General features: G+C 67.4%; 20 protein-coding genes. 5 read left to right on the top strand and 15 right to left on the bottom strand.

Translation table 11 applies throughout. From position 1 onward, the window contains the following. Positions 1-37 precede the first annotated feature (37 nt). Entirely contained in the window at positions 38-649 is a 612-nt protein-coding gene (locus tag AC0IX4_RS01125) for a DUF998 domain-containing protein (RefSeq protein WP_471827737.1), read from the top strand. Positions 650-888: 239 nt separating this feature from the next. On the opposite strand, the gene AC0IX4_RS01120 is transcribed toward AC0IX4_RS01125, so the two are convergent. From AC0IX4_RS01120 to ssd, 7 genes are all read right to left on the bottom strand, one after another. Continuing rightward, positions 889-1,233, bottom strand: a complete 345-nt coding sequence (locus AC0IX4_RS01120; protein WP_471827736.1) for an Rv3654c family TadE-like protein — start codon at positions 1,231-1,233, stop codon at positions 889-891. After that, positions 1,226-1,552, bottom strand: coding sequence for a TadE family type IV pilus minor pilin (locus AC0IX4_RS01115; protein ID WP_471827735.1), 327 nt, complete (start codon positions 1,550-1,552; stop codon positions 1,226-1,228). Before AC0IX4_RS01115 ends, AC0IX4_RS01120 begins: the two co-directional genes overlap by 8 nt. Then, positions 1,549-1,740 carry a DUF4244 domain-containing protein gene (locus tag AC0IX4_RS01110; RefSeq protein ID WP_042575750.1) on the bottom strand — a complete coding sequence of 64 codons (192 nt, stop codon included), beginning with the start codon at positions 1,738-1,740 and terminating at the stop codon, positions 1,549-1,551. Before AC0IX4_RS01110 ends, AC0IX4_RS01115 begins: the two co-directional genes overlap by 4 nt. Before the next feature lie 66 nt (positions 1,741-1,806). Further along, a complete protein-coding gene (locus AC0IX4_RS01105; RefSeq protein WP_471827734.1) occupies positions 1,807-2,373 on the bottom strand; it encodes a type II secretion system F family protein in 567 nt (188 codons plus the stop codon). Continuing rightward, positions 2,370-3,146: a type II secretion system F family protein gene (locus AC0IX4_RS01100; protein WP_471827733.1), complete on the bottom strand. Its 777-nt coding sequence runs from the start codon at positions 3,144-3,146 to the stop codon at positions 2,370-2,372. The genes AC0IX4_RS01105 and AC0IX4_RS01100 overlap by 4 nt, the downstream gene beginning before the upstream one ends. Further along, positions 3,143-4,324 (bottom strand): TadA family conjugal transfer-associated ATPase, encoded by a 1,182-nt coding sequence (locus AC0IX4_RS01095; RefSeq protein ID WP_471827732.1) that lies wholly within the window; start codon positions 4,322-4,324, stop codon positions 3,143-3,145. The genes AC0IX4_RS01100 and AC0IX4_RS01095 overlap by 4 nt, the downstream gene beginning before the upstream one ends. Beyond that, positions 4,321-5,391, bottom strand: a complete 1,071-nt coding sequence (gene ssd, locus AC0IX4_RS01090) for a septum site-determining protein Ssd (protein ID WP_471827731.1) — start codon at positions 5,389-5,391, stop codon at positions 4,321-4,323. Before ssd ends, AC0IX4_RS01095 begins: the two co-directional genes overlap by 4 nt. Before the next feature lie 308 nt (positions 5,392-5,699). Between ssd and AC0IX4_RS01085 the strand changes: the two genes are divergently transcribed. After that, positions 5,700-6,524 carry an HAD-IB family hydrolase gene (locus tag AC0IX4_RS01085; RefSeq protein ID WP_042575802.1) on the top strand — a complete coding sequence of 275 codons (825 nt, stop codon included), beginning with the start codon at positions 5,700-5,702 and terminating at the stop codon, positions 6,522-6,524. Between the two features lie 394 nt (positions 6,525-6,918). Here AC0IX4_RS01085 and AC0IX4_RS01080 read toward each other — a convergent pair whose 3' ends face one another. From AC0IX4_RS01080 to AC0IX4_RS01060, 5 genes are all read right to left on the bottom strand, one after another. Continuing rightward, positions 6,919-7,668: an oxidoreductase gene (locus tag AC0IX4_RS01080; RefSeq protein WP_471827730.1), complete on the bottom strand. Its 750-nt coding sequence runs from the start codon at positions 7,666-7,668 to the stop codon at positions 6,919-6,921. A gap of 24 nt (positions 7,669-7,692) precedes the next feature. Continuing rightward, entirely contained in the window at positions 7,693-9,396 is a 1,704-nt protein-coding gene (locus tag AC0IX4_RS01075) for a dipeptide ABC transporter ATP-binding protein (protein WP_471827729.1), read from the bottom strand. After that, complete coding sequence (locus tag AC0IX4_RS01070; protein WP_471827728.1) at positions 9,393-10,349, bottom strand: ABC transporter permease; 957 nt, start codon at positions 10,347-10,349, stop codon at positions 9,393-9,395. Before AC0IX4_RS01070 ends, AC0IX4_RS01075 begins: the two co-directional genes overlap by 4 nt. Further along, on the bottom strand, positions 10,342-11,268 hold the full coding sequence (locus AC0IX4_RS01065) for an ABC transporter permease (RefSeq protein ID WP_471827727.1): 927 nt from the start codon (positions 11,266-11,268) through the stop codon (positions 10,342-10,344). Before AC0IX4_RS01065 ends, AC0IX4_RS01070 begins: the two co-directional genes overlap by 8 nt. Positions 11,269-11,350: 82 nt before the next feature. After that, complete coding sequence (locus tag AC0IX4_RS01060; protein ID WP_471827726.1) at positions 11,351-12,955, bottom strand: peptide ABC transporter substrate-binding protein; 1,605 nt, start codon at positions 12,953-12,955, stop codon at positions 11,351-11,353. 444 nt (positions 12,956-13,399) lie between these two features. On the opposite strand from AC0IX4_RS01060, the gene acs reads away from it, so the two are divergent. After that, entirely contained in the window at positions 13,400-15,340 is a 1,941-nt protein-coding gene (acs, locus tag AC0IX4_RS01055) for an acetate--CoA ligase (protein ID WP_056072001.1), read from the top strand. Positions 15,341-15,399: 59 nt separating this feature from the next. Here acs and AC0IX4_RS01050 read toward each other — a convergent pair whose 3' ends face one another. Further along, positions 15,400-16,779 (bottom strand): MFS transporter, encoded by a 1,380-nt coding sequence (locus tag AC0IX4_RS01050; RefSeq protein ID WP_471828319.1) that lies wholly within the window; start codon positions 16,777-16,779, stop codon positions 15,400-15,402. Positions 16,780-17,067: 288 nt separating this feature from the next. Here AC0IX4_RS01050 and AC0IX4_RS01045 point away from each other — a divergent pair, with 288 nt between their 5' ends. After that, positions 17,068-17,592 (top strand): phage holin family protein, encoded by a 525-nt coding sequence (locus tag AC0IX4_RS01045; RefSeq protein WP_056072007.1) that lies wholly within the window; start codon positions 17,068-17,070, stop codon positions 17,590-17,592. A gap of 11 nt (positions 17,593-17,603) precedes the next feature. Beyond that, positions 17,604-18,539 carry an alpha/beta fold hydrolase gene (locus AC0IX4_RS01040; RefSeq protein ID WP_471827725.1) on the top strand — a complete coding sequence of 312 codons (936 nt, stop codon included), beginning with the start codon at positions 17,604-17,606 and terminating at the stop codon, positions 18,537-18,539. Positions 18,540-18,541: 2 nt separating this feature from the next. Here AC0IX4_RS01040 and AC0IX4_RS01035 read toward each other — a convergent pair whose 3' ends face one another. Both AC0IX4_RS01035 and AC0IX4_RS01030 read right to left on the bottom strand, forming a co-directional pair. Further along, positions 18,542-19,558 carry an Rv1355c family protein gene (locus AC0IX4_RS01035; RefSeq protein ID WP_471827724.1) on the bottom strand — a complete coding sequence of 339 codons (1,017 nt, stop codon included), beginning with the start codon at positions 19,556-19,558 and terminating at the stop codon, positions 18,542-18,544. Positions 19,559-19,580: 22 nt separating this feature from the next. After that, the gene (locus tag AC0IX4_RS01030) at positions 19,581-20,693 is read right to left on the bottom strand and encodes a GGDEF domain-containing protein (protein ID WP_042575737.1); all 1,113 of its coding nucleotides are present in this window, start codon (positions 20,691-20,693) and stop codon (positions 19,581-19,583) included. Positions 20,694-20,792 lie beyond the last annotated feature (99 nt).

Here is a 20,792-nt window from a genome sequence, read left to right as displayed (position 1 = left end):
ATGCTCCGTTCCCGCTCGCGGTGTCTACCGTCGTGTCATGACCCTGCGTCGAAGCGTGGCCGCATTGTGGATCGCCACAGTCCTCTACTGGCCGATGCAGGTCGTCGTGTCCCGCTCGTGGGCAACGCCCTACAGCTGGCGTGACGACGTCATCAGCGCACTCGGCGCAGCCACCTGTACCGACTACTGCTCCCCCGATCACGTCGTCATGAACGCGACCTTCGTCGCCGTGGGCGCCGCGACAGCTGCGGGCGCAGCACTTCTGGTGCGTCCCTCCGTCGGTGTCGCCCGAACCGGATGGGTGCTCGTGGCGTTGTCCGGGCTCGCGACGTGTGCGGTGGGGTTCCTGCCACTCGACGTCTCACCCGTTCCTCACACCGTCGCGGCCCAGGTGCACTTCGGCCTCCAACTCGCCGGAATGCTGTGCGTCGCACGATCTGTCGGTCGGGTCGCGTCCCGGTTCACCTACGCCTGCAGCGCGATCGCCGTGGTGGGCGGCATCGCCTTCCTCAGTCCCGGCAAGTGGGGACTGGGGTCCGGTGTCACCGAACGGCTCGCCCTGGACACCCTGAACGTGTGGACCATCGGCATGGGTGTGCTGCTGCTGGCCGGATCGTGGAATCCGGGCCCCGGAATCCGGGGTCGATAGTCCACGATCTTCAACCCCCACCGGCTCTACACTGGTCGCACGCAGCGACAGGGAGGATGTTCACGGTGACGACAGCATCACGTGACGAGAAGCCACGACCTCCGATTCGCAGCGTCTCCGTTCGCCGCGCAGCGGCACGGGCCGCCGTGGCCGCCAGTGCGAAGACCGGCCGCCCGGTCGCGCCGGAGGTTCGCAGGCTCGCCGAATCGCGCTGACCGATCGGCCGAGGTGATAGTTCACTATTCGCCCGCCGGTCCCGCCCGCGCCGATGCCGAGGCATCCCGCTGACCGACGCGCAGCAGCGCGATCGGCACCCGCACCCGGACCTGCACGTCCCACTCCTCCACGGTGCAATCGTCGAGTACCGCGTTCGTCCGCTCTGCGGACTCGGTAGCCGCCGCACATCCGGCCTCCGACCCACCAGTAATTGCGGCAGCCCCCGCCAGCGCCGCCATGTCCGCCGCCGACTGCGCCTGATGGCGCGCCGCCACCGCCGCCCCCACCGACACGACCAGCGCGGTCACCACCACCAGAGCCATCGCGACGAACGCCCCGACCACCGTCGCCGACCCGCGATCATTCATCCGACGGCTCCACCGCCGCGACCGCACTGGCAGTGACCGTCAACCCCGGCAACGGCGACGACGCCTCCACCCGCACCGTGACGACATCCTCGGTCCGCGACACCGTCACCCGCGCCCCCGGAGGACCGACCCGACGCGCGAGATCCAGAGCACCCACATCCCCCAGCGCCGTCAGCCGCGCTCCCTCGCGCGCCGCGTCGATACACCGGACATAGGACGTGACCGTCACCAGCGCACCCAGACACAGCACCAGGACGACCACGATCGACGAGATCGCCAGCGCGGCTTCCACCGTCACCGCGCCGGCGTCCCCCGTCACACCTGCGTCTGCAGCGCCTTGTCGATGATCCCCGTCAACGCGGTCACGATGCTGTCGCCGGTGACCACCGTGTACAGCACGGCCCCGAACGCGGCCGCGGCGATGGTGCCGATGGCGTACTCCGCCGTGGACATCCCGTCGTCCTCGGCCATCATGATCGCCGCGCGCGCTCCGAGACGGTTCAGCATTTCCCTCATGTTCTCCCCCTTCATGATCCGAGGCGGAACATCCGCCTCGGCGCTTCTGGGCGCGCCTCACAGCACGCCGCCGTTCAGAACCGACCCGGCCAGACCGATCACCACGGGCACGATGCCGAGGCAGACGAACGCGGGCAGGAAGCACAGGCCGAGCGGGCCGCTGACCATGACGCCCGCCCGCTCCCCCGCGGCAGCCGCGGCATCGTCCGCTCGGGAGCGCAGTTCCGTCGCCGCCTCGGCAGTGGCATCGGCCATGGAGGTTCCCGATCTGGCCGATCGCAGGATCACGCGCGCGACGGCCTCCGTGTCCGCATCGGCAGCGAGCGCGCTCCACGCGGATTCCGGTTCCCCACCGAGCGAGAGCACGTGAGAAGCGCGACGCAGTGCCGACGCCATCGGTTCCGGCGCGACACCGGCGACGGCAGACGCCGATGCAGCGATGTCGAGGCCGGACCGCAGACAGGACGACAGCAGATCCAGAGCACTCGCAGTCTCATGGATGTCGTACTCGCTCGGTGAGGATTGCAACTCGACGGCAGTCGGCGGGCGCAGCCGAGCCCGCGCACCGGTGGCCGGCGGCACCGCGAGGATGGCACAGGCCAGCAGGACGAATGTGGTTGTCATGACGCCACCTTCGCCACGATCGCATCGGTCCACAGGAGACCGGCACACGCGAGAGTCACGCCCACGACGAGCATGATGCCGCCGACTCCGCCGCCGGCAAGCACGGCAACGGGCGATGCGCCCATCGCCTGACCGAGCAGCGTCCCCACAGCGGGCAGAGCGGCCAGCACCGCGGCCGTCGCGCGGGGACCTGCCATCGACGCCTCGATACGTCGTGCTGATCGCGCCCGGTCCTTCAGATCGGTACGGACGGCGTCGAGCAGGGATGCGAGCCGTAGGCCGTGTACCTCGGCGACCCGCCAGACGGCTGCCACACGCGCGAAGTCGGCGCCGGATCCGAGGGCACCGACGGCGTCGGACATCGCTCCACCCAACTCGGCGCGCGCGGCGGCGGATGCGAACACCGATCCCACCTCGCTCCGATGTTCCTGCGCAGCAACGCGACAGGCCACGGCCGGGTGCGCACCGACACGGAGTTCTGCGACCACGGTGTCCAGTGCGGAACACAGGGTGGTCGACGCCGCCCGCTCGGCGACGCGGCCCGCCGAACGACTGTGCCGCACGACGAGCGTGGTCGCCAGCACCGCCAGCGCGCACCCCACGGTCCAGCCGAGGAGCACGCCGACGACCAGCGACAGCGCAGGAACCCAGATTCGGGCGGACACCTGCCCGACGAGAAACGTGCGAGCACGTCGCGGACGCAACCGACGCCGCGCGTCGTGAACCGGCACGACGAGCACGGCCAGAGCCAGACACAGCGCCGCCGCGATCACACCGGCCCCTCACGTCGCCCGAGAACGGCCAGGAGAGTGTCGTAGCCCGGCCCGTGCGCGTCCCACCGGGACCACGCGTCGACGACGGTGCACAGTCCACGCTCGTCGCGTTCGAGAACACCGATGGAGGCGAGCACGCGGCGCCCGGACGACTCCCGCGCGACGTGCAGGACCACCTGTACGGCGGCGGCGAACTGACTGTGCAACGCCGCGCGGTCCATACCGCCCAGTGCCGCAAGTGCTTCGAGCCGCGCGGGCACCTCGTCGGGCGAGTTGGCGTGCACGGTGCCCGCGCCGCCGTCGTGGCCGGTGTTGAGCGCCGTCAACAGGTCGACGACCTCGGCCCCGCGTACCTCCCCGACGACGATGCGATCCGGCCGCATCCGCAGCGCCTGTCGCACCAGGTCCCGCACATCGACCTGACCGACGCCCTCGACGTTGGCGGGGCGGGCGACGAGTTGGACGACGTGCGGGTGGGACGGTGCCAGCTCGGCCGCGTCCTCCACGCAGATGATCCGCTCGGCGGGATCCACCTCGCCCAGCAATGCCGCCAACAGGGTGGTCTTGCCCGTTCCGGTACCGCCGACGACGAGGAACGCCAACCGCCCGGAGACGATGCGCCGCAACAACTCCTCGGACCCGGCTGCGAACGCACCCGATGCCGCAAGCGCTGAAAGACCCTGCGACGCCGGACGGAGCACGCGCAGCGACAGACATGTCCCACCCTGCGCCACGGGCGCGAGTACGGCATGCAGGCGAACTCCGAAGGAGTCGCGGTCGACACCCGGCAGACGTCCGTCCACCCACGGCTGCGCATCGTCGAGCCGCCGCCCGGCGGACAGCGCCAGTCGCTGGGCGAGACGACGGACCGCAGCTTCGTCGGTGAAGCTGACACCGGCGCGGCGCAATCCGGAACCACGGTCGACCCAGACGTCCCGGGGTCCGGTGACGAGGACGTCGGTGACACCCGGTTCCCGCAGGACGGAGTCCAGAACCCCGGCGCCGCGGAACTCGGTGTCCAGGACGTGCAGCGCGGCCAACAGATCGGCATCACCGAGTACCCCGCCCGCTTCCGCGCGTAGAGCGTCGGCGATGACCGCGGGAGTCGGATCCCGATCCGAACCCGCCAGTCGGCCCCGCACCCGGTCGAGCAGATCGGTGGACACCCAGTTCGTCACGACGGCGCTCCGGTGCCGGACAGGATCGCCAGCACCGCGGATGCAGCGGCCGCCAGGGACGAGCGCCTGCCCAGCGACAGCCCGCGCCCGTCGAGCATGGCCGCCAGTCGGCGCTCGGGCCGTACCGACGCCAGCAACGGCACCTGGACAATCTCCGCGACGTCCGCGGCGGTCAAGCCTCCCGGTGCCGGTCCCCGCACGACCAGTCCGACGTTCGCGCACACCGAACCCACCGAGTCCGCGACGACACGAGCGGCGGCGGCCGAGCGCACCGTGGCGGGCGTGATCAGGACGACGAGGTCCGCGGCGTCCAACGCGCCTCGCTGCACGACTCCGTCGGTCCTGGGTGTGTCGCAGACGACCACGTCGCCGGCCGACCGTCCTGCTGCGACCACGGCACGCAGGGCGTTCTCCGTGATCACGTTCACCACGTCACGACGCGTCGAAAGCACGGCCAGGTCGTCGATACCGGGCAGCGCGTGATGCAGCGCGTCGGCCGTGACGTTGCCGCCGTCGATCACCAGGTCCGGCCACCGCAACCCGGGGGTCGTGTCGAGCCCCGCGACGAGGTCGAGGCCCCCGCCGCCGACGTCCCCGTCGACGAGCAGTGCCCGGCCGGATCGTGATGCGACGAGCGCGAGTGCCGTGGCGAAGACGGATGCACCGGCTCCCCCGCATCCCCCGGTCACCGCGATGACGACACCGTCGCCGCCACTGTCGTGGGACCGGAGCGTGAGGAATTGCATGAGGTCGGTCTCCGCGGCCGGCAGTTCGAGAACGCGCGTGGTCCGCAGGAGTGCCGCCGCCTGCCAGGACCGGACGTCGGCGGGGCGATCCGTGACGACCGCGAGCCGCGGATGGAGCGGATACTGCTGCGCAGCAGCCAGTTCGGCTTCCGCGCGAGCGACGACGACGATGTCCGCGGACTGCCAGGCGGACCTGTCGGGAAGCGCTGGCACGTGAACGGACGTCCGGCCGGCCGCGGCCGCCACTCGACGGACGTGATCGGAGACAGCGGGGTCGGACGCGACGACGAGCACTGTCCCGCGCTGCGGAGGTTGAGTCACGTGGTCGATGGTGCGGGAGACGGGCACCCGGAACCAGAGCGTCGGTCCGCATCCTGTGGACAACTCGCACCCGGGGATGACGAGAGCACTCGACCGAAAGACGTGATAGGGGGGGCCGAACCGAGGACGACCCCCGCCAGGGGGGGAGGAGGCGGGGGTCGTCGGCGTTCAGCTCCGGGGGGTCGAGCTGAACACACCCGATTCGAGACCAGGCACCCGAAATGCTACACCGCCGACAACGGCTGACGGCATGTGCGACGTGATCACGATCTGTGCTCCGACTGCAGGTCGGCCGTTACGCTGGGGACGTGACCTCACCCCTGGCTGCGGCCGACCACGGGACGCCGGGCCGAGTGGCCGCGTTCTTCGATCTGGACAAGACCATCATCGCCAAATCGTCGACGCTCGCCTTCAGCAAGCCCTTCTTCGACGGCGGGTTGATCAACCGTCGGAGCGTGCTCAAGAGCAGCTACGCCCAGTTCCTGTTCCTGGTCTCCGGAGCGGACCACGACCAGATGGAGCGCATGCGGATCCACATCGCCAACATGTGCACCGGCTGGGACGTCGAGCAGGTCCGAGCCATCGTCGCGGAGACGTTGCACGACATCGTCGACCCGCTGGTCTTCGCCGAAGCCGCGGACCTGATCGCCGACCACAAGCTGCGCGGCCACGACGTGGTCATCGTGTCGGCGTCGGGCGAGGAAGTGGTGGCTCCGATCGCGGAGGCACTGGGCGTGGACCACGACATGGGTACGCGTATGGCCGTCGCCGACGGCAAGTACACCGGTGAGCTCTCGTTCTACTGCTATGGGCCGGGCAAGGTCGTCGCGATGGAGGAGCTGGCAGAGCAGGAGGGGTACGACCTCTCCCGCTCGTACGCCTACTCCGACTCCATCACCGATCTGCCGATGCTCGAGGCCGTCGGTCACCCGACGGCGGTCAACCCAGATCGAGGGCTTCGCAAGGAAGCCGCGTCCAACGGGTGGCCCATCTTGACGTTCTCCAACCCGGTCTCGCTACGTGCTCGCTTCCAGACGCCGTCGTCGGGAACTGTCGCCGGCATGGCTGCGGTGTCGTTCGGAGCCCTCGCCGCCGGTGCTGCCACCTACAGCCTGTTGCGACGCCGACGCTGAATCGATCGGGTTCTCGGAAACCCTTGCTGTGTTGCGGGTCACAGAGTACAAATGGTCGTACGGGAAGACGGAAGGCCAAGAGCGGGCCGGAAGAGAAGGATCGCTCTCCCAGCCGGGCTTTCCCCAGCACGACCGATCAGTACCCACGCGTAGCTAGCCGCTTTGACGGCACAAGCGTTGTGGGCCTGCGAAAGTCGAGCATCAGGGATGAGAACTTCGCACTGGTTGCGGACACGAATCCCGGGCGCACGATTTCTCGCCGAGGCCTCGCGGAGCCCGCTCCGCCGCAACCCACTCTGCACGCCTGGTAACAGACGTTCGTGCTGACGGGCGACGATGCCGGGGTGAGAACTCGGCAACGTCGCCCGTTGTCGTTGCGCGACAACCCGTTCGGTCAGGTCTGGTTGTCGGCTATCGTCGTCGCCTCGGCTGCGCCGGCCTCGAAGGTGCCGCAGCACAACAACACCCAGCTCCCGACTCCCCGCTCCGTTCCCTGCGCGAAGCCGTCGGCACCGGTGCGGTACGCGGCGAGTCGGGTCGCCCAACTCACCTCGGGCACGCCGAGGTTGCGCGGATCGAAGCCGGTCGACACGGCGACCAACCGTGAGGCGGCGCGCGCGACGATGCCGTCCGCGGTGCCGAACGGCTTCAACGTCAGCAATTCGCCGTGCACGATCGCCGCGAGTACCGGCGCCGGAGCGCGAGTTCCCCCGGTCACCAGGTCGGCCAGGAACGTCAGCCTCTCGGCCACGGCCGGGTCTGCCCGCGGTCGTCCCAGCTCGTCCTGACTGGTCGCCAGGTCCGCCGCGGCCAGCAGATGCAGACGGGCCAGAGCCTGCAGGGGCGCACGCTGCCAGACCCCCACCATGATCGGCAGGCTGTCCCCGTCGAGAGCCTGAGCCACGCGCAGCGCGCCGGCCAGCAACGGCGGAGTGTCCTGCCCCTCCTCCGGAAGCGCGGTCGACGATCCTTCGATCACGGCCGACGCCCGCGCGGCACGCAGCGAGGCCTCCGAGGCAGTAGCAGCCCACCCACGCCGGTTGGCCTTGTGCCGATGCACCTCACCGAGCGCGTTGCGAGCGCGCTCGGCGGCATCACGGACGCCCTCGAGTTGCAGGATCGGGCCGAGAGGATCAGTACTCACGGAGCGAGACTACCGACAGCGGTACTAGGCGCCGAGCGGGATGGACGCTCCCGGGATCGCGTTCAGCAGGTTCTGCGTGTACTCGTCCCGGGGGTTCGCGAACACCTCGTCCGTCGACGACGCCTCGACGACCTTGCCCGACCGCATGACCAGAACCCGGTCTGCGATCTGACGCACGACGGCCAGGTCGTGCGTGATGAACACGTACGACAGGCCGAGCTCCGCCTGCAGGTCGTTGAGCAGCGTCAGAATCTGGGCCTGCACGAGCACGTCGAGAGCCGACACGGCCTCGTCGCACACGACGACCTCCGGCTGGAGTGCCAGTGCACGCGCGATCGCGATGCGCTGGCGCTGTCCACCCGAGAGCTCGTTGGGGAACCGGCGCATCACCGACGACGGGAGCGAGACCTTGTCCAGCAGGTCACGTACCCGTGCCTCGCGCTCCTTCTTCGAACCGATGCCGTGCGTACGCAGGGGCTCCTCGATGGTGCGGAAGATGGAGTACATCGGATCGAGGGACCCGTACGGGTTCTGGAAGATCGGCTGAACTCGACGACGGAAGGCGAACGTCTCCTTACGGCTCAGGCTCCAGACGTCCTGGCCGTCGAACGTCACCGATCCGGACGTCGGGGGCAGCAACCCCAGCACCATTTGCGCCACCGTGGACTTACCGGAACCCGACTCCCCCACGATGGCCGTGGTGGTGCCGCGGGGAACGGCGAACGACACGTCGTCGACGGCCAGGAAATCCGTCGACTTCCACGGTGCCCCGCCGCGGATCTTGAAGGACTTGGTCAGGCCGTTCGCGACCAGGACGTCGTCGGTCACCACCGGGGCGGCTCCGCCGATCGCGCCCTGCTCCTGCGCCAACTCCACCGCGTTCTCGATCGCCTGCTCACGAACCTCGACGCGCTTGTTGATCGACTCGAGCCGACGAGATGCCAGCGACGGAGCCGACGCGACCAGCCGTCGGGTGTACTCGTGCTGCGGGTCCTGCAGTATCTGCCGCGCCGGTCCGGATTCCACGACGCGGCCGCGGTACATGACGACCAGGTGCTCGGCGCGCTCGGCGGCCAAGCCCAGATCGTGGGTGATCAGCAGGACGGCCGTCCCGAGCTCGGCCGTCAGTCCCTCGAGGTGGTCGAGGATCTGGCGCTGCACGGTGACGTCCAGGGCGGATGTGGGCTCGTCCGCGATCAGCAGCTTCGGCCGGCAGGACAGGCCGATGGCGATGAGCGCGCGTTGCCGCATTCCGCCGGAGAACTCGTGCGGGTACTGGTTGACCCGCTTGTCGGCGTCGGACATACCCGACTCGGTGAGCAGTTCGATCGCCCGCTTCTTGGCGGCCTTGCCCTTGGCGACGTTGTTCGCCGCGAGGGTCTCCTCGATCTGGAAGCCGATCTTCCACAAGGGGTTCAGATTCGACATCGGGTCCTGCGGGATCAGACCGATCTTCTCGCCGCGTAGTGCGACGATGTCCTTCTTCGAGGCCTTGGTGACATCGACACCGTCGAAGAGGATCTCTCCACCGGTGACCGTGCCGGACCCCGGAAGCAGATCGATGATCGAATGCGCCGTCGTCGACTTGCCGGAACCCGACTCACCGACGATCGCCACGGTCTGTCCCGGATACACCGACAGCGACACTCCGCGAACGGCTTTCGTGGATCCGAACGAGACCTCCAGATCCTTGATTTCGAGAAGGGGCTTGTCCACGGGCGAGTTCATCGCTTCCTCGACTTCGGATCGAGGGCGGCGCTCAGGGCGTCGCCCATCATCATGAACGCGAGCACCGTGATCGCCAGCGCTGTCGCGGGATAGAACAGAATCGGCGATCCGGACCGCAGACGTGACTGGCCGGTGCTGATGTCACCGCCCCACGACACCACGGACGGAGGAAGCCCCACGCCCAGATACGACAGAGTTGCCTCGAGCGTGACGAACACACCCAGCGTGATCGTGGTGGTGACGATCACCGGACCGAGCGAGTTCGGGATGACGTGGCGGAGCAGGGTTCGGAAGCGACTGACACCGAGAGATGTTGCTGCGGTGATGAAGTCGGCGTTCTTGACCGACAGCACCGCACCGCGGGTGATGCGGGCGATCTGTGGCCAGCCGAACACGGCGATGATGCCGACCACCACCCAGGTGTTGCGGTCACGCAGGACCTGGAGCAGGACGATGGCACCGAGGATGAGCGGGATACCGAAGAAGATGTCGGTGACGCGGGACAGCAGCGAGTCCAGCCATCCACCGTAGAAGCCGGCGAGGGCGCCGAGGATGCCACCGAACAGCAGCACCGCGAGCGTCGAGAGGACACCCACCGTCACCGAGGCGCGGGCGCCGTACACGGTGCGCGCGTAGACGTCACAGCCCTGGAGGTCGAATCCGAACGGGTGGCCGGGCATACGGCCGGCCATGGAGAAGTCACCGTTGCAGTAGCGCGGGTCCTGGCTGGTGAACAAGCCGGGGAAGATCGCCACGACGATCACGAAGACGATGAGCAGACCCGAGATGACGAACAGCGGACTTCTCCGGAGGTTGCCCCACGCGTCCTTCCAGAAGCCCGACGGTGACTCCGACTCGTCGACCGAGTCGGTGACCGCGACCTCCACCTCGGACGGTCCGGCCACGAAGTACTGCTGCGCGGCGCGGGTTGTCGGCTCGACGGACTCAGACATAGCGGATCCTCGGATCGAGTACGGCGTAGAGCAGATCGACGACGAGATTCGCGACGATGTAGATGACGATCAGAACGGTCACGAACGAGACGACCGTCGGCGCTTCCTGCCGGACGATGGCTTGGTACAGCGTGCCGCCGACGCCGGGGATGTTGAAGATGCCCTCGGTGACGATGGCGCCCGCCATGAGCGCACCCAGGTCGGCACCCAGGAACGTGACGACGGGAATCAGGGAGTTCCGCAGGATGTGCACGGTGACGACGCGCTTGCGGCTCAACCCTTTCGCGGTCGCGGTGCGCACGTGGTCGGCGTTCAGGTTCTCGATGATCGACGACCGTGTCAGACGCAGAACGTAGGCGAAGGACACCAGTCCGAGCACGAAGGCGGGGAGCAGCAATTTGCCGACCGTGGCGTCGCCGCCCACGGTGACCGGCGCGATCCCCCACTTGATGCCGAGGAAGAACTGACCCAGGAAACCGAGCACGAAGATCGGGACGGCAATGACGATGAGGCTGATGACGAGCACTGTGCCGTCGAAGATTCCGCCCTTGCGGATGCCGGTCAGGACACCGAAGCCGATGCCGAAGACCGCTTCGATGATGAGCGCCATCACGGCGAGCTTGATGGTGACCGGGAAGGCCTGGGCCATGACCTCGGACACCGGACGACCGGAGAAGGACGTACCGAAGTCGAGTGTGAAAATACCCTTGATGTACTGCAGGTATTGCAGGTAGAACGGGTCGTTCAGGTGGTATCGGGCACGAAGCGCTGCCTGCACTGCCGGTGTCAGCGGCTTGTCGCCACCGAGTGCCGCAATGGGGTCTCCGGGAAGGAGGAACAACATTGCGTAGATGAGGAGGGTCGCGCCGATGAAGACCGGGATCATCTGCAGGACGCGTCGCCCGATGTACCAGGTCATCGAGTCACTTTCAGTGTGAGGTCACACGGGGCGCCCGGCCCTCGCGGCCGGGCGCCCTGCATGAATTACCGTGTGGGCTGTATCAGCCCTTGGTGACGTTCTCGTAGTCCGGCAGGCCGTTCCACGTGATCGCGACATCGCCGACCAGCGTCGAGTAGCCGGCCGCGTTGATGTAATCCCACATCGGGATGGCGGGCAGTTCCTTGAGCAGGATCTCCTGGGCCTTGTTGGTCAGGTCGTAGGAGGTCTGTGCGTCCGGAGCTGCCTCGGCGTCGCGCAAGGCGGCGTCGAATGCCGGGTTGGAGTAGTCACCGTCGTTGGAGCCGGCACCCGTCACGAAGATCGGCTCGAGGAACTCGAGCAGCGACGGGTAGTCGCCCTGCCAGCCGGTGCGGAACGCCGTCTGGATGGTGCGGTCGGTGATCTGGGTACGCACCTGGGCGAAGGTCGGCTGAGGAGCACCGACTGCCTCGATGCCCAGGGTGTTGCGGACACTGTTCATCGCTGCGTCGATCCACTCCTGGTGGCCGCCGTCGGCGTTGTACGCGACCTGGAACGAGCCGGTCCACGGAGAGATGGCGTCTGCCTGCGCCCACAGGGCCTTGGCCTGGTCCGGGTTGTAGTCCAGAACCTCGCTGCCGGGGATGGAGTCACTGTGTCCGGGCAGCGTCGTGGCGGTGAAGTCCTTCAGCGGCTGACGGACGCCCTGGAAGATCTGCTGCGTGATCTGGTCGCGGTTGATCGCCATCGAGATGGCCTGGCGACGCAGGTTGCCCTCTTCGCCGGAGAAGTGCTGCAGGCGTGCAGGAATCGTGATGGTCTGATTCTGCGCGGTCGGCGTCTTCAGTGCGCGGTCGCCGAGGTCCGATTCGTACGTCGGCAGCGCGCTCGGCGGAATCGTGTCCAGAACGTCGAGGTTGTCGGACTGCAGATCGGCGTACGCCGTGTCGAACGAGCTGTAGAAGACGATGCCGAGACCCGAGTTCTTCGGGACGCGGTTGCCCTTGTAGGTCTCGTTCGGCACCAGGTCCAGGCGCACGTTGTGCTGCCACGCACCCTCGCTCGCGAACTTGTACGGACCGTTGCCGATCGGGTTCTCGCCGAACGCCTTCATGTCCGCGAACGCGGCCTCGGGCAACGGGTAGAACGGCGTGAACCCGAGACGGAGCTCGAAGTCGATCGTGGGCTGCTTCAGCTGAACCGTGAACTCCGTGTCGCTCACGACCTTCAGGCCGGACATGGTCTGAGCGGTCGGCGTCTCGGTCGACACCTCGTCGTATCCGAGGATGGGCTCGAAGAACGACTGCTGCAGCTGCGCGTTGGTGCCCAGTGCGCCGTAGTTCCAGGCGTCGACGAACGACTTCGAGGTGACGGCGGTGCCGTCGGAGAAGGTCCAGTCGGGCTTGATCTTGATGTCGTAGTTGACGTTGTCGGACGTGTCGATCGACTCGGCGACCTCGTTCGAGGGAACACCCTTGTCGTCGTACGACGTCAGTCCGGCGAACAGGCGATCGACGATGCGGCCGCCACCGTTCTCGTTGGTGTTGGTCGGCACGAGGGGGTTCTGGGGCTCGGATCCGTTGGCGGTCACGATTCCGCCGCCACCGCCGCTACCACCGTCGCTCGAGCTCCCACCGCACGCGGTGAGCATTGCTCCGGCGACGACGACCGCAGCTGCGGCCGTCATTATGCGTCTTGCACGCAAGATGTTCCTCCATCGTGTGGAAGGCGCGGCTGTGGCCGCACCCGCTCCCGCACCAGCGGGAATCATGAGTGGTGACCGAACACGAGAGCGTTGTTCGCAGTCGCAACGATCTGATATTCGCTTGACTTTAGACACACGTTTTCCGTTTGTCGTCCACTCCCCCCAAATCGATCCGCTCCGTGATCGGTCACGAAACGTCGACGTAACCTGACAGGACTGGACATCACCGGTCCGACAGCCTGAAACCCCGGCGTCGGGGCGAGATCGAACCCGTCATCGTTCGACGTAACCGCCTATCGCGGGTACCCGACCACCCAGCGCAGAGAGCGGGGTTGCAGCACCCTGCAACGGTGCCACGGGCCGCAGAGGTGACTACCCTCACAGTCGCAAGAACCAGCCGCAAAAAGCGAAAGAGGTCGCGTTCGGATGACGGAATCAGCAGTGAACGAGCACCCGGTGTCCTACCCACCCAGCGACGACTTCGTCGCGCAGGCCAACGCCGGGGCCGAGCTGTACGCGTCGGCGAAGGACGACCGACTCGCGTTCTGGGCGGAACAGGCGAACCGGCTGCACTGGCACACCCCGTTCGAGCAGGTCCTCGACTGGTCCGACGCACCCGTCGCGAAGTGGTTCGTCGGCGGCGAGCTCAACGTCGCGTACAACTGCGTCGACCGGCACGTCGTGGAGGGCCGCGGCGACCAGGTGGCGATCCACTGGGAGGGCGAGCCCGGCGACAGCCGCGAGATCACCTACTCCGATCTCCTCGCCGAGGTCAGCCGAGCCGCCAACACGTTCACCGAGCTCGGACTGGTCTCCGGCGACCGCGTGGCGATCTACATGCCGATGGTTCCCGAGGCGATCGTCTCGATGCTCGCCTGCGCCCGCCTCGGCCTGACCCACAGCGTCGTGTTCGCCGGCTTCTCCTCCTCGGCACTGCGGTCGCGTATCGACGACGCCGAGGCCAAGCTCGTCGTCACCACCGACGGCCAGTGGCGACGCGGCAAGGCCGCGCCCCTCAAGGATTCCGTCGACGAAGCGGTGGACGGCGCCGCGTCGATCGAGCACGTCCTGGTGGTCAAGCGCACCGACATCGACGTCCAGTGGACCGAGGGACGCGACCTCTGGTGGCACGAGAGCGTCGGCAACGCCTCACCCGAGCACGAGGCCCAGCCGTTCGACTCCGAGCACCCTCTCTTCATCCTCTACACCTCCGGCACCACCGGTAAGCCGAAGGGCATCATCCACACCAGCGGTGGGTACCTGACGCAGACCGCGTACACCCACCACTACGTCTTCGACCACAAGCGTGGCAAGGACGTCTACTGGTGCACCGCCGACATCGGCTGGGTGACCGGCCACAGTTACATCGTCTACGGCCCGCTGGCGAACGGCGCGACGCAAGTTGTCTACGAGGGAACACCGAATTCCCCCGACGAGCACCGGCACTGGAACATCATCGAGAAGTACGGCGTCTCCATCTACTACACGGCGCCCACCCTGGTGCGCACGTTCATGAAGTGGGGTCGCGAGATCCCCGACGCCCACGACCTGTCGTCGATCCGACTCCTCGGCAGCGTCGGCGAACCCATCAACCCCGAAGCGTGGCGATGGTTCCGCGATGTCATCGGAGCCGGAAGCGCCCCGATCGTCGACACGTGGTGGCAGACCGAGACCGGCGCGATCATGGTCTCGCCGCTCCCCGGTGTCACCGCGACCAAGCCCGGCTCGGCCCAGACTCCCCTCCCCGGCATCTCGGCGGCGATCGTCGACGACGACGCGAAGGTGCTCGGCCCCGGCGGAAACGGCTACCTCGTGCTGGACGAACCGTGGCCGTCGATGCTGCGCGGTATCTGGGGCGACATGGAGCGCTACAAGGACACCTACTGGTCGCGCTATGCCACCGAGGGCTGGTACTTCGCCGGCGACGGCGCCCGCTTCGACGAGGACGGTGACCTCTGGGTCCTCGGCCGGGTCGACGACGTCATGAACGTCTCCGGCCACCGCATCTCCACCTCCGAGGTCGAGTCGGCACTGGTCAGCCACCACGGTGTCGCGGAAGCAGCCGTCGTGGGTGCCGCGGACGACACCACCGGCCAGGGCATCGTCGCGTTCGTGATCCTGCGCGGCGGAGTCGAGAACACCGGCGACGCTCTCATCGCGGAACTGAAGGCTCAGGTGTCCAAGGAGATCTCCCCGATCGCCAAGCCGCGTCAGATCACGGTCGTGCCGGAGCTGCCCAAGACCCGCTCGGGCAAGATCATGCGCCGCCTGCTCCGCGACGTGGCCGAGGGCCGCGACCTCGGTGACACCTCCACCCTCGTCGACCCGGCGGTCTTCGACGCGATCACCAAGGCAAGCCAGAAGTAACACGCACAGAGAAAGGGGCTCGTGCACCGTGTGCACGAGCCCCTTTCTGCTGTCACCGGTCAGGACACGGCGTCGAGGTCTCGTCCGCGCGTCTCCTTCATGACGACGAGCGCGAACAGGGTCAGCGCCGCGGCGATGGCGAGGTACACGCCCACCCACGCGACGCCGTACGAGTTCACCAACCAGGTCGCGATGAACGGTGCCACCGCAGCACCCAGGATGCTGGCGGTGTTGTACGAGATTCCCGATCCGGTATAGCGCACGTTGGTCGGGAACAGCTCGGGCAGAACAGCACTCATCGGTCCGAAGGTCAGACCCATCAGCGCCAGCCCGACGCACATGAACAGCAGCATCCGGCTCTCGGTCGCGGACTCGGGAGCGGCGAACCACTTGAACGACAGGCCGAACAGGATGATCGCGGTGGTGATGACGATCAGCGTGATGCGGCGGCCGAACCGATCGGCGAGCCATCCCGAGACCGGGACGAATGCGGCGAAGAACAACACCGAGATGAGCTGCAGACCGAGGAAGTCGGTGTAGGCGATGGTCACGGCGACACCGCTGTGATCGACCACCTTGCCGGTGCCGTAGCTGACCACCCACGTCGTCATGACGTAGAACAGCGTGTACGTCGCGAGCATGACGAACGTGCCCAGGATCAGCGGACGCCAGCTGGTCTTGAAGACTTCTGCCACAGGCGTTTTGACGCGCTGGCCGTTGGCCACGGCGCGCTTGAACACCGGCGTCTCCTCGAGCTTGAGACGCACGTACAGGCCGATGATCACCATGATGGCGCTGAGCAGGAACGGCACTCGCCAGCCCCAGGTGAGGAACGCGTGATCGGCACCGGAGGTCTTGGAGTCGTAGTCCAACGACAACGTCAGGATCAGGAAGATGCCGTTGGCCATCAGGAAGCCGATGGGCGCGCCGAGCTGCGGCCACATCGCGGCCCAGGCCCGCTTGCCCTCCTTGGCGGTCTCGGTCGCCAGCAGTGCGGCGCCCGACCACTCGCCGCCCAGGCCGACACCCTGCGTGAAACGCATGAGCGCCAACAGCATCGGGGCGATGATGCCCACGCTGTCGTAGGTGGGAAGCAGTCCGATGAGGAAGGTCGCGATACCCATGGTGAGCAGGGACCCGACCAGGGTCGCCTTCCGGCCGATGCGGTCACCGAAGTGCCCGAACAGAACCGAACCGATGGGGCGGGCGACGAACGCCAACCCGAAGGTCGCGAACGAGGCGAGGAGCGCGGTCGTGTCATTGCCCGCGGGGAAGAACAGGCGCGGGAAGACCAGGACGGCGGCCGTCGCATAGATATAGAAGTCGAAGAACTCGATGGACGTTCCGACCATCGAGGCGATGACGATGCGGCTGCGGGGTACGCCGTCCACGTCGTCGGACGTCGGACCGGAGACGCGGGAACCGTCGGGGTTCGGCATGCGGTCCGCTGATGTACTTGTCACGGATTGGGCTCCTGTTTGCGGAAAGCCTCCTGGTGAGGAGGCGGGTTCGTCAGCAGGAAGCTACCGGACGACATGTGAGTTCAGGACCGATACCGTCCACTCGGTTCGTGACCGGTCCCAACCCGCGGCCGGAGCACTGTCGCCCGACGGCGATAGGGTGAGCGCGGACCGGGTAAGGACATAGGGTGGGGTTCAGTCCGTAACGGTTCAGTTCGAGACCAGGACCCACCGCGCCAGAAGTCAGCACATCGAAGGGATTCGCACGTGAGCAGCAGCCGAGGCACCGACAAGGGTGGTCAGACGACTGCACCGGCCAGCATCTCCTCGATCCCGCTGACGGACGTCGACAGCCGCAGCAACCCGTCCACCGCCAGCATCGGCACGCTGGTCAAGGACGCGACCGCGCAGGTCTCGACTCTGGTCCGCGCCGAGGTCGAGCTGGCCAAGGCCGAGGTCACCGGCGAGATCAAGAAGGGCCTGCAGGGCAGCGTCCTGTTCATCCTCGCGCTGGCAGTCCTCATCTTCAGTTCGTTCTTCTTCTTCTTCTTCCTCGCGGAGCTGCTCAACGTCTGGGTCACGCGCTGGCTCGCCTTCCTGATCGTCTTCCTGATCATGATCGTCATCACCGCGCTGCTCGCGTTCCTCGGCTACCTGCGAGTGAAGAAACTGCGCAAGCCGGCCAAGACGATCGATTCGCTCAAGGCCGCGTCGTCCGTACTCCCGGGTCAGGGCGACTCCTCGGCGAAGCAGTTGGACGCGCTGGACGTGCGCGCTCCGCTGTCGCGCTGAGTCAGCGCGCAGTGGCAGCACCCGATCCGTCCACCGTCCGGTACCCCGGTCCGTGGCAGCATCGCGACGTCCGCGCCAACGGCATCCGTTTCCACGTCGTCGAGGTGGAGCCGGCAGCTGCGACGCGTGAGGCGGCTCCCCTGGTGATCCTGGTGCACGGATTCGCCGATCTCTGGTGGTCGTGGCGGCACCAGCTCAGGGCACTCGGCGCAGCCGGGTTCCATGCCGTCGCGGTCGACCTGCGCGGATACGGCGACAGCGACAAGCCGCCCCGCGGATACGACGGGTGGACACTCGCCGGAGACATCGCCGGACTCGTTCGAGCGCTCGGTCACGACGACGCGGCACTGGTGGGACACGCCGACGGTGGACTCGTGTGCTGGGCGACCGCAGCACTGCATCCCCGCGCGGTGCGCTCGATCGCCCTCATCGCGTCGCCGCACCCGATCTCGCTTCGCCGCGCTGCGACGCGCGATCCAGCGCAGCGGTCCGCGTTGATGCCGTCGTTCCTGCGCTATCAGATTCCCCGCGTCCCCGAACGCACGCTCACCGCCGACAACGGCCTGGAAGTGGAGCGCCTGGTGCGCAGCCGCTCGTCGGAGCAGTGGCAACGGAGCGAGGAGTTCGGCGACGTCATGTCCCGGATGCGCTCGGCGATCCGCATTCCCGGCGTCGCCCACAGCACTCTGGAATATCAGCGGTGGGCCTTCCGGAGCCAGTTCCGCTCCGACGGCCGACGATTCCGCGCCGCCGTCGACAAGACACTCGATCTTCCGGCCGTGCAGATACTCGGATCCGACGACCCGTACGTGCTGGCAGCGACAGCCCGGCGCGACGTGAGGTGGGCGCCGCGTCTGATCGAGCACACGGTCGCCGGGTCCGGCCACTACGTGCATCAGGAACGCCCCGACGAGGTAGCCGACATCCTGGTCGACCACCTGCGCTGACGTCAGCCGGCGAGTGGGTCGAGAAGGTCCCGCTCGATGATCGATTCGAGGCCGACGCGCACACGCCCCGAGGGCGGCGGGGTTCCTCGACCGAACAACCGGACCACCGCTGCGACTGATGCGCCGCCGAGCGCCACGTCGCTCCCGAGCTGCGGCCACGTGGACAGCGTCGTCCCGATATCGGGCAGTGAGGCGGCCATCCGCGCCGTGATGCTGTCCATCCCCAGGATGCGACCCGCGAGCGGAGCCTTCTCCCGTGGAGACATCCCTGCCACCGAGGCGGCATCGACGTCACCGAGGAGACCGTGGAAGAACGGCCTGTCCGGTTCGAGGTCGAATCGTTCGATGTCGAGGACGCCGCCGTCGCTGGTCTCCATGATCACCGGGATGCCGCGGCGCCGACAGTGTTCACGGACCTGCATCTTCGCGTCGATGGAGTCGCACTCCTCGACGACGATGTCGAGACCGTCGAGGAACGCGTCGAGAGTCGACTCGTCCACACCTCGCTCGAACGTGCCGACCGCGAGGTACGGGTCGAGCTCGGCGATACGACGAGCGGCCAGAACGGACTTGTTGACGTCGAGGTCGAAGACGGTCGCGGGTACCCGGTTCAGGTTCGACAGATCGAGTTCGTCGAAGTCGGCGAGTCTGAGCTCGCCGCACAGACCCTCGAGCGCCAGCGTGTGCGCCACCGCATGACCGACGCTCAGGCCCACCACGCCGATCCGGATGCCGACCGCGGCGTTCTGCTCGTCGAGAGTGATCTTGTTGCGGTTCCTGTCCAGACGGAGCCGCCGGAAGCCGCGCGGTCCGAGGACGCGCACCATCGAGCGCCGCCACGGATAGTGCACCCAGCGGGTCGGTTCGGACAGCAGATCGTCCGGCGGAGTGGGCATCAACTCACGGAGCGACGCCAGCTGTCCGTCGGTGGAGTCCAGGACCGCCTCCGTGCCGAGCAGATGCTCGATCCGGGCTGCGTCGTCCTCGTCGGAGGTATCGAGGACCACATGCTCGCTCACACTCACCACTCCTGTCGCTCTGTCAGCTGGTCGTCGGGCGAGGCAGCGGTTCGGTCCGGTCGCGGCGCTGCGACGTCGCGGACGCCCACAGCACTACATCCTCCAGAGCGAACGCGACACGATCGCGGCCGGCCGTCTTCGCGGAGTAGAGCGCGCGATCGGCCGCGTACGTCAACCGGTCCAAGGTGGCCTCGACGTCGTTCGCACCGTTCTCGTCGAACACCACACTCGCCTGTGCCACACCGATACTGACCGTCACGTCGCACGCGTACCGGACACTCTCGAGAATGTCGTCCTCGAGTCCCGCGACGGACTTGCTCAGTCCCAGGACGAGAAACTCCTCGCCGCCGAGTCGAGCAACCACGGCGTCCTCCGGCACGCATGCCGCGATGGCCTCGGCGACCGTCGTCAGGACGACGTCTCCGGCAGCATGCCCGCGGGTGTCGTTGACGGACTTGAAGTGGTCGACGTCCACGAGAGAGACGACGATCGAGTTACTGGTCTCCGACGCCTCGTCGAGCATGGTCTGCACGCGCGGCAACATCCCGCGGCGGTTGAGCAGGCCGGTCAGCGGATCCGTGTTGGCCAGCGTCTCGAGACGCGCGGTGACCGCCTCGAGCGAGCTGCGCATGGTCGCGATGAGGATTGCCGGAACGACCACCGTCGTCACGGCAGCACCGGCGGCGACGAACCGCACCGCGCCCTCGGAACCGTTTATGCTCAGCGCGGTCGCCAGGACGACGGCAGCGCTGGTGAGCGAGACGGTGACGCGGGGAGGCGACCCGGACGCCGCGATGGCGGGTACGACGGCCAGCATCGCCGTGACGGCACGCGAACCGGACGGGTCGGCGATGAGGAACGCGGAGATCGCGACACCCACCATGCCGCCCGATCCGAGGATCGTGAACTGTCTGTCCGACAGTCGCCCGGACCGCAACGTGACGGCGACGGTGACCAGCGTGAAGGCGACGATGACGGCCAGGATCGGCAGCGTGCCCGCACGGATGAACGTGGGCTGGACGATGGCGATGATCAGGAGAGGAAGCGCACCCGATGCGCTGGCCATGACAGCCTTCGACCGCATGTCGAAGGAGTCACCGGTCATACGTGACCGGCGACCGCTGCCGCGGCTCATCCTTTCCTTCTCTCCTGTTGTCGTGGCCGTCACCCGTGACGACCCGTCTGCATCTCGTCGTCTACTTCCCCGTGCCGCAGATTCCCAATCGACCACACG

Source organism: Rhodococcus sp. AC861 (assembly GCF_979256035.1).
This window is presented reverse-complemented; position numbering and strand designations above follow the sequence as displayed.